Source organism: Streptomyces sp. NPDC005820 (assembly GCF_040630255.1).
Classification (GTDB): Bacteria; Actinomycetota; Actinomycetes; order Streptomycetales; family Streptomycetaceae; genus Streptomyces.
Map to the genome: position 1 here is coordinate 1 of NZ_JBEXXE010000062.1, position 12,548 is coordinate 12,548.

General features: G+C 67.6%; 11 protein-coding genes and 4 pseudogenes. 5 read left to right on the forward strand and 10 right to left on the reverse strand.

Annotated elements, in window-relative coordinates:
* Positions 1-89: 89 nt before the first annotated feature.
* Together ABZ464_RS46330 and istA are read right to left on the reverse strand one after the other, a co-directional pair.
* Positions 90-626: pseudogene (locus ABZ464_RS46330) on the reverse strand (ATP-binding protein); the annotation flags it as partial.
* Positions 627-638: 12 nt separating this feature from the next.
* Positions 639-2,276 carry an IS21 family transposase gene (istA, locus tag ABZ464_RS46335; protein ID WP_359287984.1) on the reverse strand — a complete coding sequence of 546 codons (1,638 nt, stop codon included), beginning with the start codon at positions 2,274-2,276 and terminating at the stop codon, positions 639-641.
* 172 nt (positions 2,277-2,448) lie between these two features.
* On the opposite strand from istA, the gene ABZ464_RS46340 reads away from it, so the two are divergent.
* Positions 2,449-2,646, forward strand: a complete 198-nt coding sequence (locus tag ABZ464_RS46340) for a hypothetical protein (protein WP_359287985.1) — start codon at positions 2,449-2,451, stop codon at positions 2,644-2,646.
* A gap of 283 nt (positions 2,647-2,929) precedes the next feature.
* On the opposite strand, the gene ABZ464_RS46345 is transcribed toward ABZ464_RS46340, so the two are convergent.
* Complete coding sequence (locus ABZ464_RS46345; protein WP_359287986.1) at positions 2,930-3,670, reverse strand: hypothetical protein; 741 nt, start codon at positions 3,668-3,670, stop codon at positions 2,930-2,932.
* Between the two features lie 139 nt (positions 3,671-3,809).
* On the opposite strand from ABZ464_RS46345, the gene ABZ464_RS46350 reads away from it, so the two are divergent.
* Entirely contained in the window at positions 3,810-4,373 is a 564-nt protein-coding gene (locus ABZ464_RS46350; RefSeq protein WP_359287987.1) for a hypothetical protein, read from the forward strand.
* A gap of 12 nt (positions 4,374-4,385) precedes the next feature.
* On the opposite strand, the pseudogene ABZ464_RS46355 reads toward ABZ464_RS46350, so the two are convergent.
* A pseudogene (locus ABZ464_RS46355) lies at positions 4,386-5,000 on the reverse strand (transposase); the annotation flags it as partial.
* Positions 5,001-5,050: 50 nt separating this feature from the next.
* A complete protein-coding gene (locus ABZ464_RS46360; protein ID WP_359287988.1) occupies positions 5,051-5,653 on the reverse strand; it encodes a hypothetical protein in 603 nt (200 codons plus the stop codon).
* A gap of 387 nt (positions 5,654-6,040) precedes the next feature.
* On the opposite strand from ABZ464_RS46360, the gene ABZ464_RS46365 reads away from it, so the two are divergent.
* Positions 6,041-7,033 carry a WD40 repeat domain-containing protein gene (locus ABZ464_RS46365; RefSeq protein ID WP_359287989.1) on the forward strand — a complete coding sequence of 331 codons (993 nt, stop codon included), beginning with the start codon at positions 6,041-6,043 and terminating at the stop codon, positions 7,031-7,033.
* A gap of 40 nt (positions 7,034-7,073) precedes the next feature.
* Positions 7,074-7,317 (forward strand): annotated as a pseudogene (locus ABZ464_RS46370) (transposase); the annotation flags it as partial.
* Positions 7,318-7,516: 199 nt separating this feature from the next.
* Here the strand turns inward: ABZ464_RS46370 and ABZ464_RS46375 are convergent.
* Complete coding sequence (locus tag ABZ464_RS46375) at positions 7,517-8,371, reverse strand: YwqG family protein (RefSeq protein WP_359287990.1); 855 nt, start codon at positions 8,369-8,371, stop codon at positions 7,517-7,519.
* Between the two features lie 126 nt (positions 8,372-8,497).
* Here ABZ464_RS46375 and ABZ464_RS46380 point away from each other — a divergent pair.
* Positions 8,498-8,635, forward strand: a pseudogene (locus tag ABZ464_RS46380) (IS630 family transposase); the annotation flags it as partial.
* Positions 8,636-8,713: 78 nt separating this feature from the next.
* On the opposite strand, the gene ABZ464_RS46385 reads toward ABZ464_RS46380, so the two are convergent.
* The 4 genes from ABZ464_RS46385 to ABZ464_RS46400 form a co-directional block, all read right to left on the reverse strand.
* Positions 8,714-9,196 (reverse strand): NADAR family protein, encoded by a 483-nt coding sequence (locus ABZ464_RS46385; protein WP_359287991.1) that lies wholly within the window; start codon positions 9,194-9,196, stop codon positions 8,714-8,716.
* 151 nt (positions 9,197-9,347) lie between these two features.
* Complete coding sequence (locus tag ABZ464_RS46390) at positions 9,348-10,007, reverse strand: SMI1/KNR4 family protein (protein WP_359287992.1); 660 nt, start codon at positions 10,005-10,007, stop codon at positions 9,348-9,350.
* Between the two features lie 781 nt (positions 10,008-10,788).
* Complete coding sequence (locus ABZ464_RS46395) at positions 10,789-10,932, reverse strand: hypothetical protein (protein ID WP_359287993.1); 144 nt, start codon at positions 10,930-10,932, stop codon at positions 10,789-10,791.
* A 666-nt stretch (positions 10,933-11,598) separates the two neighbouring features.
* Positions 11,599-12,543 carry a hypothetical protein gene (locus tag ABZ464_RS46400; RefSeq protein ID WP_359287994.1) on the reverse strand — a complete coding sequence of 315 codons (945 nt, stop codon included), beginning with the start codon at positions 12,541-12,543 and terminating at the stop codon, positions 11,599-11,601.
* Between the last annotated feature and the right edge of the window lie 5 nt (positions 12,544-12,548).

Below are 12,548 nucleotides of genomic sequence, written 5' to 3' on the forward strand. Positions count from 1 at the left end.
GGAAACTATGCAGAGCCACACACAGCCGAAACCCCACGAAGGAGCGGAACTACACGCACCGCTTCCGCATAGTCGCGGTCTCGGCATAGGTCAATACAGAGAAGATCGACCCGTCCGTAGCGGGCGATGGTCTTGGTCAGCAGCTTCTCGTCGGCGGCCTCCACGAGTTCGTTGACGAGTTTGGTGGCCAGGACGTACTTGACCCGGAAGCCGGCCATCGCGGCCTCGGTGCCCAGCGCGATCAGCAGGTGTGACTTGCCGGTGCCGCTGTCGCCGATCAGACACAGCGGTAGCCCTTTGCGGACCCAGTCGCACGAAGCCAGGGTGTGGATGGCGGCTGGGTCGATGGCGGGGTTCGCGTCGAACTCGAAGGTGTGCAGTGCCTTCTCCCGGGGGAAGCCCGCGGCTTTGATCCGGCGCTCGGAGCGGCGGCGGTTGCGGTCGTCGCACTCGGCCATCAGCAGCTCGGCCAGGAACCCGCGATAGGTCATCTGGTCGCGGGCCGCTGCGTCGGCGAGCTCGGAGAACTGGCCGCGCATGGTGGGCAGCCGCAGGTTGCGGCAGGCGGCGTCGTTGGCCGCGTCGGCAGCCGGTTCGGTCAGGCCGCGGTGGCGGGTGACACTCATGGCGGGACTCCTTTAGCTGGTGGGGCGCTCGGCCGGTGGCCGGGTGTGACGAAGCAGCTGGTCGTAGGCAGCCACCGAGGGCAGCGGGCGCGAGTCGGGCGGCAGCGCGGCCAGACGGCGTACGGCCAGCGACACCACGGGGGACGCGATCCGCCCCGGTGTCGCCTGCGGGCCGGCCTCGCCGGAGGTGTCGCGTTCGGCAGCTCGGCGTGCTTCCAGGGCCACCGCGTCCGAGGTCAGGGCCCCGGCCCTCAGAGCGGCGGCGATTCCGGCGACGACGTGGTCGTGGCTCATGTGCCGGTGCAGCAGCAGGACCTCGATCAGCGCGTGGGTGCCGGCCGCGTCACCGTGTGCGCGGCGGGTGGCCTCCCACCAGGCGTCGTGCACCGGGGTGAACTTCCCCGCCGCCCGGGCCTGGTCCAGCGCGGTGGCGCCGGGCAGTGCTCCGGGTTTGCGCAGCAGTCCTTCCAGGTAGTGGTCCAGGTCCAGGCGGCTGCCGCCGCGGGTGGCCAGGCGCTCGTGCCGGGCGACTTCGGTGCGGCCGTCGTAAACCACCAGTTCGCTGGCGTGCAGCAGGACGCGGACCTGGCGGCCGATCAGCCGTACCGGCACCGAGTAGTGGTTCATCCGCACGGTGATCTGCGCGTAGCGGTCCACTCGCGGTGTCAGGAGCCTGCCGGTCTCGAAGTGGTCCTCGGGCATCGGCAGCAGCAGGGGTTTCTCGATGGCGAAGTACTCACCCACAGTGCGAGGGCGCTCGCCGATCCGGCGCTGGTCGTCCTGCCGGTCCCACGCGTCGATCTGGGCGTTGAGCTCGGCCAGGCTGGTGACGTCGGGGACCGGGACCAGGTGGTTGCGGCGGAACCGGCCGACCTCACCTTCGACGCCGCCCTTCTCGTGGGCGCCGTCGATGCCCGGCGCGCAGTAGAAGACCTCCAGGCCGGCCCAGGAACGGAAGGCTGTCCAGCGGTCGGTCTCCACCCGGGCGCGGGTGAAGCCGAGGACCCGCGCGACCGCGGAGGTCAGGTTGTCGTAGCGAACTTTCCCCCGCGGCACGCCCCCCAGCACTTCAAACGCGTGGAGGTGGCCTTCGAAGAAGGCTTCCTGTCCCTGCGAGAGGAAGATGCGGTGGACGGCCTTCCCGGAGAAAGACAGCCGGAAGACGAACAGGTAGCACAGGGTGCGCACGCCGTTGAGGGTGATGTAGACGTCGCCGAAGTCGACCTCGGCCTCCTCGCCGGGCCGGTGGGTCTGCGGAATGAACACCGCGGGTGGGCCGCGGCCCTCCTCGACCCACATCTCAGGCTTGCGGCGCCTGATGTAGTCCCGCACCCGGCCGTAGGAGACGTCCTCCATACCGTGCTCGTCCACCAGCCGGTCGAAGACCCGCTTGGCGGTGTGCCGCTGCTTTCGCGGCGCGTCCAGGTCGGCGCGCAGGATCGAGTCGATCAGATGCTTGTACGGGTCCAGAACCGACACGCGTGGCGGCATCGGCTTACGCGCAGTCGGCCACGGCGACGTCAGAGCCTCGCGGACCAGTCGCCGGTGGACCCCGTAGCGGCGAGAGAGTTCGCGGATCGACAGCTTCTCCATACGCGCATCCCGGCGGATCGCCGCGAAGAGCTCAACCTTGGTTCTCGGGCCGTCCATCCGGGCCCCCTGACTGTCGGAGCACAACGATGCTCCCACCGCAAGACCGCCCCTGGGGCCACTTCTGACGAACACTCATTTCCCGATCAAGTCCCTGGGGCCACCGAACTCGTTCCACCGGGGCCAGAGAAGCCGTTCAGAGCCACTCATCTGGAGCGCGAAGACCGCGAGCATGGACGCCGCCTGCTCGATCGATGTCCAACTGCTGTGCGGTCGGGGACTGGCCGAGACAAAGGCGTATCTCTCGCTGCTTCGTACACCTGAAGCGGAAGCGGCCCGTCAGCGGCTGCTCGAGTGCGAAGCGGCGGGCGACTTCGAGGGCTTCCGCGTCGACGAGTACTCGGCCCAGTACGCCGACTACTACGAGTGAGACAGCAGGTCGCAATCCGGTTTTCCCGTCAGGAACTGCTCCCGGGCGGGCACGAAGTTGCCGGAGGCCAGGTCGTGCAGGTCGAGCAGCGGCAGCATCTCGCTGATCTTCGGGGACTCGCGGCACCACGGCGGCTGGGGGCATCTCCCCGCCGAAGGCTGGGGGAGATCGCCGAGGATCCTGAAGCCCGCTCCTCCACAACGGCACGGGCCTGGGGCAACACGCAGGCCGTCCGCTTCGGGCGGTGCCGGCCGTCCGGTCGTGTGCCCCGGCACCGATCAGCTCACGGAGCCGTTCGCATCCTGGTGCCGAACTCAGGACGGACCGGCCGCCCCGCCCGCAGGGGAAGCGGATCGCGCAGCCTGGCCACATACCGTCGGTACGCCTGTGCCTCGGCCGAGGTGCCCTCGACCGTGACGAGGCGGTCGGGGAACATCACTCCTCCCGCGTGCGGTTGGGTACTCGTCCCGAACTGGTTGCCGTCCAGGCGGCCGGTTACCAGCCGGCCCCGGTTCCAGGTCGGCTTGGACCGGCCGGCCACCACCGGGCCGCGGTTGACCTGGAACCAGACCTCGCGCTGGTTGCCGAACAGCACGACGCTCTCGCGGAGATCGCGCACGTCGGTGAACACGTCGAAGTCCCAGTCACCCGAGGCTCCCCCCGAGGCGTACTGCCCACGGAAGTGGTGCAGGAACCGGGGCAGGTCGACCGTCGCGCCGAACGGAACCACCGCGTCGGCGTAGGGCTCACCGGCGATGAAATAGATTCTGAACTCCAATCCGTACAGCCGCCCGCGGACCCTCCTCTTGACATGAAGTGAGAACGTGTCCGCGTCGTCATGGTGCCAGCGGCCCACGGCACCGACATGCTTACTCAGGTACTCGAACGACAGCGTCTCCCGGTCCATCAGCAGGCCAGGGATACCTTCGACCGAGCCGTGCAGCAGATAGAGACACATCAGGTCCACCGGATGCGTGTCGTGTGCCAGCCGCGTAAAGAATCCGTCGGAAAAACTGTCCCGCAAAGGTGTCTCCAGCCGTCCCGCCCTCTGCCGTGTCGTGGGCTCAGGGCAAATCTACGGCCCTCTTGGACCAGCACAACAGCCGAATGGATCAGTAGGGTCGAGCCGCGACGGGTGTCGCGCGAGGACTGGAGAGGGTGCCATGTTGTTCGGGTCGCGGGCCGGATTCGGTTTGGAGTTCCACGTCGAACGGGATCCGTCTCTGTTGTGCGTCGACGTCTTCGTCGGCGGGCTCCATGTGAACGCGTGGGACAACGCTTTCTACGGGCCACTGCTGGTCAAGAAGCTCAAGGACGAGCTCGATCGCTTTCGCGCGCCGACCGCGCCGCCGGTGAGTTTCGGCTCGCCGTTCGAGGCGTTTCGCCTTGCCGAGGACTGGATGCTCGACGACGCCGGTACAGGAACGGCATCCGAGGCCGGGGCGGAGCTCGCGAGGTGCCGGTTCCTGGACTGGGGCGAGTGCACCGATCGGGTGCTGGCGTTCGCCTTCCCCGACGGGGACACAATCCACCTCGCCTGCCGGGTACACGGTGACGAGGGTCCGCAGGCGTCAACGGTGGTTTCGGTGAGCCGGACGTTGTTCGTCGAGACACTGGAGCGCGGTCTCGTCATCGCCGAACGCGAGTTGTCTGCCCGTCTTGCCGTCCTGAAGGCCCGCAGGCACACCTGTGACGGTGGGGACGTGCCCAGCGCGCGTCCTCTCTGACGCTTGTAGGTGGGCGTTGCTGCCGTAGGCGGCGTCGGCCATCCGACCGGCGGCGTCATGTCCCAGCGGGCCAGAGTGTCGAGCATGTCCAGAGCAAGGCGCCACTTCTCGCGGTACGTGACCTCGGGCGGGACGCGGGCGACGGCCCGGCGGCAGGCGTCCGACGCTCACTCCTCGGTCAGGAGTAGCCGCCATTGCAGGGGACACGAGGTGGTGTCGGTCGCGGCGTGGACGCCGACCGCGGCCTGACAGTTCGCCCTTTGCCCGACGATCTGCAGTATTGCGGGACGACGGCGACCGGCAGCTGTCCGCCCTTGGGCACCGACACGTCCTCGATCGCCCAGGCCGTCGGGTGGGTGAGGGGCGGCACCCGCTCACAGATCCGCCACTGTGCCGGCATTGGATCCAGGTCGACTGGTTCACGAACTGCTGCGGGTTCTGCTCGTTGCCGTCCGGTAGTCGCGAGGCGATGGCCTGGATCGATTTGCGGCGTCCGTCCAGCACGAGCCCCCGCAGTAGGCGGCTTCCGGTCTGGGTACTTGTGCTTCCTACCGCGCTCGGCCCACTGCCGCCCGCGGTGCGGCTGGATATCGAGGGGGCAAGAACGCGGAATGGTTCGGGTTCCAACCAGGCCGACGAGACCTGTCCGCGGTCGAGGGGCCCGCTGCGGGTACCGCTCAGGCCAGTTCCTCCGACACGACGTCGGTGGCCCGGCCCCGAGCGTTCGTGGCGGTTATCGAGACAGCGTCGAAGGCGGCGTGCCGGGCGACCTCCAACGGAATACGACGACCGTCGACGAGCGTGACGAAGTCGGGATCGTCGGCGTCCGCGAAGGACTGGCGTTCGTCCTCCCAGTCGATGTTGTAGCCGGCCCAGACGACCAGCTCGAAGGTGTCCTCGCCATCAGCATCGACATATACCTGGTCGGCGCGGCGGGTGCGCAGTCCGTCCTCGTCCCAGCTCTCGCAGAACATCGCGTCATAGCCATGCGCCGCGCCGTCGAACAGCAGAATCTGCTGCCCCGACTCGGTGACCGCATACAGCAGCGCGGGCAAGTCGTCACCGACGATCAGCCCTTCGAACAGCTCCCCGTAGTAGCGCAGCTGGAATCGAGTCCGGCCGTCCTTGGATCGCAACCGTGCCGCCCAGCCGGCCTCCAGCAGTCCGGCCCAGAAATTCCCGGTCACGTTACCGGGACGGTCAGCCGACTCGGTCAGGCCGACCAGGTGAGGCGGCCCAGGGCGCATGGCCGTTCCGGACACGGATATGTCATTCGTCATGTGCTCAATCATCGAGTATCCGACCCGTACAGGCCAATGGCCACAGGGGTTCCACGCATGCCTTCGATCCCGTCCGCGGTACCTGACCCGGTAGAATTCTCGCCTGCCACACAGATGTCTAATACAGGTCGTGACAGCTGCCCGAAACGGTTATGTGGCGATCAGTTCTGTATCGCCGTGTCACGGCCGGTGAGTGGCTGCGCGGAAGGGTGCAGTCGGGGACACCGGTAGTAGAACGGTCATGGGTCCGGGTGATCATGGAGTGGCAACGTTCTGTGATCGTTGGGGAGACTGGTGTCTGTTCTGTCGTCAGGGCAGCTCAAACCGCTGTGGGAGCAGTTCCCGGGCTCTATCGTGTCGTTCATGTCCGGTGGTGCGCGTGCTGATATGACTTCCCGACTCCGATCCACCCTGACCGGCCACGAACACGGCATCTGGTCGCTCGCGACAGCCGTGGTGGACGGCCGGCCCGTCGCCGTCACCGGCAGCCACGACGAGACGGTCCGTATCTGGGACCTCAGAGATGGCCGACCCGTGGGCGGCCCCCTGGTCGGCCACAACGGCCTCATCTGCAACGGCGAAGTATGGTCGCTGGCAACAGCCGTGGTCGACGGTCGTCCCGTCGCCATATCCGGCGGCGGGAGCAATCTCATACAGATATGGGACCTGGCCACGGGCCGACATGCGGGTCAGCCACTGGATCAGAGCATCGGCCGCATGTGCGCGGTGGCGACGACTGTGGTGAACAGGCGCCCCGTGGCCGTCTCTGGTCATGTCGATGGCACGGTACGGGTGTGGGACCTGGCCGGCCGCCGACAGATCGGTGAGCCCCTGACGGGCCACAGAGACTGGGTGGAGGCGGTGGCGACGACCGTGGTGGACGGCCGACCCGTCGCCGTCACCGGCAGCAACGACGGGACGGTACGAGTGTGGGACCTGGCCGACCGGAAACAGATCGGTGAGCCTATGGCAGGCCACACCAACGAGGTACGCGCAGCGGCGACGGCCGTGGTCAGTGGTCGTCCCTGCGCCGTCACCGGCGACTTCGACGGGACGGTACGAGTATGGGACCTGGCCACACGTCGGCCCGCTGTCGAGCCCCTGGAAGCGTGCCGCGAGGTGGGAGCGGTAACGACGGCGGTGATGGGAAGCCGCCTCATCGCCCTGGTCGGTAGTGGGGACGGGACGGTACGGATGTGGGACCTGGTCACCGGTCGGCCACTCGGCGAACCCCTGGAAGGCCACAAGGGCATGGTCTGGGGTGCGGCGACGACTGTGGTGGACGGCCGGCCCGTCGCCGTCACCGGCGGCAACGACAGGACAGTGCGGGTGTGGGACCTGACCGGGCTCGACACACCCGCCCGCGGACACACCGGCTGAACACACATCAGGTCCAGCGGATCGGATGCGTGTCGGGTGTGTGGACGCACATCAAGCAGACCGTGTCCGGGCGACGTTGGCGTTGTACGGCGCTGACGTGTTCGCCTCGGTGCCGCGCGAGGACCGGCGGGCCAAGTCGACTGCTGTCTACGGGAACTGATGCTGGACGGCAGCCGCGAACCGATCCAGGCCCTGGCCTTGCGGTTGCCGGACGGCGACGAGCAGGACCTGCAGCAGTTCGTGAACCAGTCCACGGGGGTCCGGTGCCGGTGCAGCGGTGGATCCGCACGGGTTTCTTGCGGGCAGTTGCCCGCGTTCGTACTACCGCCGACCTTACTGTCTCCGACGTCAACCGGCCGACCGACGGATGCGCCGCCGGCACGGGAGGTCCGACTCTGTCGACGCCTGAGCCGCCACCCGGACGGCCGCTTCCGGCCGCGCGACGATCACTCCCAAGACCCACGGCGGAGACCGGCCGGCCGGCTAACCCTGCACCGTGAGCCGAGCCAGGTCGAATCGGCGGGCGGCGAGGTCTTCGGAGCGGATGAGCCAGTAGAGAGCGCCCTCGTCGCCCCAGGTCATCTTCGCGTCGCTGTCGCTGCCGAACTGGGCGAGCAGGACCCAGCGTTCGGCTTCCTGGTCCAGCGGTTGGTCTCCCCACACATGCATGCCCCCGAGTGCCGCGTTCGCGATCTCGTACTCCACAGGGCCCTGGACGGGCACGGCGTGGCCGCCGACCTGGTGGTCGATCCGGGTGCGCAGGTGCCCGAAGGCGCGAACGAAGGGTTTGAGTCCGGCCGGGGTGTCGCGGGGCCGGGGCCAGTGCCGGGTGTCGCCGAGCAGGGCTTGCCGGGCCTGGGGCAGCCACAGGTCCGGGGCGCTTTGCTCGGTGTCCGCCCCGAGTTCCACGCGCGGGAACGCCTCCAGAACAGGGGGTGTTTCCACCGGGAAGACGGGGGTGCTCTCCGGGATGTACAGCACCTGGGCCCCGGCCCAGGTCTCGGGGTCGTCGGCGGACACGACGGCGTCTTCGTCCACCTGACCGTCGAAGTGGAAGAAGAGCAGGGTTCCGTCCTTTGGGAACTCCTCAGCAAGTCCGTCTCTGGGCAGTGCGCCACACCGCACCGAAGCGACGAAGGACAAGGGCCCGTATCCGGGCCACCCGGGCCAGCCGACCCCGGCGGGAAGCTCCGGGGCCCCGCCGAGGACGGCCACGGTCCGCTCGGCGGCTTCGGCGTGGCGCAGGCGTACGCATGGGCGCAGCAGCGCTGTCCAGCGCTGAACAAGGTCACCGGGAAGATGCTCTGCGGCGAGCCGCGAGTATCGCTTGTCAGTCATGGCATCCATCATTTCCGGCCCCACCGACACTCACCCTCCGGAACCGGGCCCCCAACTGTTGGATTACGTAGCCGGTTACGTGGTTCTTCTGAGCGCCTCAGCAGACAACAGCCACTGCCACCCCAACACCGCCCCAACCGTACCCGCCGGACTCGGGCCCTGCACGCCTACCCGAGCCGGCGCAACAGCAACGCCGGCCACTCCGACGTTCTCGCCGCACGACGTCGAGAACGGGTCCGCGTACGCAGCGAGAAAGGCACCCGCCGGCGAGGGAGCCCCATCGTCGAGCCCATGGCCCGACCGAACCGTCCTGCGCATGCGGCACACCGCACGTTTCCCGGATCACCGCCTTTGTCGGCGGCCATCGCCTTCGAGGCCTTCGGCGAGTTCGGCGCACAACTGGTTACGGGTGCGCACCAGAATCCGGCCGAGCATGTTCTTGCCGTTCCCGGTCCTGCCCCGACCCCAGTAGTGATCGGTGGTGGTGTCCTCGACGATCTCTTCCTCACCGGTGGACAGCAGGATGTCACGGATATCTGCGTGCGCACGGAATTTGGCCGCCACCGCACGGCGCATCACGTCGTCCTTGACCCGCTCCCAGTCCCTCCGTAGGGGCTTGGACGAGTCGCGGCCCAGCTCCGCTGCCCGCAGCGGCGTACGCGCGCGCCGGATGAGTTCCGCGTGGCGGGTGCCCTTGAACTTCTGCGCCTGGAAGTAGTGTTCCGAGGTCGGCCACCAGACCCCGTCGAGGTCGAAGCCGTGATCGGAGAAGTTCGAGAAGCATCCATAGGGGACTTCATCGGCGCCATAGAAGTAAATCGTCATGAGAACCTCACATGTGTTACGGAAACCCGCGCGGTGTCAGGCATACCCCAACCCCGGCAATGGTTCTTCCGCGCCAGGCGGACAGCCGACCGCCACGACTACCCGCAGCCCACCCAACCGCCCATCAACGGGCGGTGGCCACTTCCGCGCTTCACGCCGGTCCGAGTGGGAGTCCTGAACACTCACGCAGGGATTCGAGTGCGCCGGGGACCACCGCCCCAATACGCAGTGTCGAGGTGATGTAGGAATAGTGGGCCACTACGCGGCTCGATCGGTCGACAAAGCTCAGCCAGTGACCGCCCTTCTGCATCTCGCGAGATCCGATGAAGCCCAGCAGCGGCTCTACAGCCACCAATTGGTCCTCACGCAGCCGGCACGCGGCTTGGTACGGAGCCGCCCACACTGCCTGCCTGCCGGCGACATTGATCAGGAAGGCCGACAGTCTCCGGGCTTCGCTGTACCACTTCCCGCCCGGCTCGGCCCGTCCGTGGACCCTGGGGTCGGGCCAGCCGGCATCGGCCGGGCGCACACTCCACGCCGCGGGCCCCTGGTTCTCCCCGCAGAAGACCAGTTGTCCGTCTGCAAGGCTCAGGTCCCGGGGAGCGCTCAGCCGGAGCGTGTGCTCGCGACCGTCCATACCCATCAGTTCCGGGTGCCTGCCGGCCACGGTGCAGTAGTCACGCAAGGCGTCCGGCAGGCTGATCCCCAAGCGGTCCTCAGCAGCCGTGATCTCGTCATCAGCACATCCGTCGATGGGAGCCCACGCACCGAACATGGCCGACATGAGGTCCTGGAGCCCCTCCTTGATCACTGCGAGCCCCCATCCGGACGCGCGTCTCCCTCACCGTCGGTTCCAGGGGCGGACGGTGAGGCGTGGTGGGTGTCGAGCGGCCGTTGCCCGTCCGCGCGGGCGGCGTGCCAGTCGGCCCCTCGTCCTCCAGGCACAGCGGTCATCGAGTCGAAGACTTCGTCGGCCTCGCCGACCGCGACAGCCGGATCGCACACGCGGTCGACCAGTTCCGTGGTCGAATCGCCGTCGGTAGCCGTCGCGTGCGGGGGCCGTACCCGGGTGCCTCTGGGCGTACCGCAGTCCAAGTTGGATATGGCGGTGGTGGACGGCCCGATCGCCTGCGCTGTGCCGGCCGGCGCGGGAGTCCCCGCTGTTGGACATGTTCGAGCGGGCGCAACGGTGACTTCACCCGTCACTACCATGTCCCCCTCCGACCAGCCATGACTGTGCAACCAGACATGATCGAAATGCTAGATGCCCCACGAACGCCAGCCCACCCCTCACCGGCCCACTGCCGCACACTTCCGTGGAGAGTTGCGTAGTTCCACTGACGCTGTGCCCGCTTGCCGCGTCCGCACTCCAACCGGAAGGGGCTCTATGCGGCGTCCGCGTCGGACTCCACCGACCTCGTCGCCGCAGCCGGTCACGCTAACCAGCAGCCCGGACAACAGCCACGGGTCCGGTTCGACGTGAGACTTCAAGCCGAATACGGTCGAGAGGTCGTCAAGAGCGGACCGAGCATGACTTACCGTCAGCGGCGGGTCCGTGCGCAGAACGCGTTGGTGGGGTTGACTCACAAAGGTCAGAACAGCCGGACAAGGTTGTCGACGACGTAGGTCGGCTCGCGCTGGGTGAACAGGTTGGGTGCTGGTGTCCCATCGAGATATGCGATGTTGGCCCTGATGCGGAGTTTGACAGCGGAAAAGGTCGACTCGATCGGGTTCATGGTCCCCAGGTGGATTCAGTGCTCGGCCAGAAAGTCGTAGAACGCGCGCATTTCCTCCGCGTCGTCGGCGATCTTCGCGACGACCTCAGGGAAATCGGTCGTCGTCATCGACGAGTGGCTGTTGCGCGCCCGGCGAGAAGGCCGTCAGACCCGGTAGGTGAACCGGCCGCCGTAGCGCAGGGACGTGCCGTGCGGGTTTGCGACCACGTTGGGAGCGAAGACGCAGATCGCAGCGTCGGCCGGCTCGGTCGACTCCACTTGCGGTAGCCACTGGTCAGCATACGAAGCCCCCCGAAGAAGTACCTCGGGGACAACCGGAACGACGTGGCGCCTGGGCGTGGATGGCTTCGACACACATCGGTTCGAGGTCGGCGATCCCTGCCTCACCCATAAATGCCGAGGGCTCCGCATCCCCGTTCTCCGACCACGTTTCATCGACGTAGTCGCGGATGTCTGCACACGAGGAGAACCGGCCGCGCGAGAGGAAAACGTGTACCACGCTCGCTTCAGTCACCCGACGATTGTCGCCCGCTGCTACACCCACGCGCGACCCACCATCGTTCACGCATCGAACCGGCATCAACGAGGCCGCTGCGGTCGCTTCTGCATCGCGTGACAGTTTCTCCCGCGTGATCATCAGGCCTGTGCCTGCCCCATCGCGCGGGTTCAACGTACGACGGTGCGGTGCCACTTGGTGATGACGGCGTCGGGGTCGCCGAAGTAGGACCAAGGCGCCGAGGTGGCCCGGCCGTCGATCAGTTCGAAGAGGTGCACGGCTTCGGAGTGGAGGCCGCCTTCACACGCCGCGTGCAGCAGGTGGTTGAGGTCGGCCACGTCCTGCGCCCGGTCGACACCGTCCCAGTCGACAATCCATGAATTCCAGGTGCGACGGGTCTCGGCGATTGCCAAGTCGCTGCTCCAGTGACGACGCAGGAACAGCGCCATGTCTCCCTCGTGATCGAGGCGGTAGCGGTATTCCTCGGCCCGTGCGACCTGCAGGAGTACGGCGAGTGGCGAGCCGGCCGGAGTGCTGCTCGCCACGTCCCGAGCGAAGTCGTACATGGTTCCGTGCGAGCCGTGCCAGCGCGCGGAGAGGTGGCGCAGCATCTGGTTGTGCGCTTCCCGGTTGTCCCGGTGGCGGAATTGCAGCTGCTGCCACCAGCGGTTGATCTGGGGGTGGCCGCCCGGATAGAGCCGGGCGACGGTGAGGAGGGACACCCAGGGCACAGGGTCGTGCGGGTACGCGTCGGCCGCTCGGAGGCAGGTCCGTACGGCCGTGTCCCGTCGGCCCTGTTCGACATCGCCGGCGTTGCCGGTGGCGACCGCCAGGTTGAAGCATCGCATGACCTCTGTAGCTGCGCGCAGCACCAGTGCGTCCGGGTCGCGCGGTTGGGCGGTGTGCCATTCCTCGGCGACGGTGGTGCCGGCCGCTGCGTGGGCGAGCAGGCGGATCCGGTGGGTACGGCGATCCCAGTCGTGCCCGGTGGCGTGGAGCAGCTCGGGAAGGCCCTGCCAACGGCCGATGGCGATGTCCTCGCGCGCCCTTGCGAGGCTCCGGTCGCCGAGCGTCACATCGAATTCGGGAGTGAAAGTCGTGCTTCCAGATGTCATCCCCG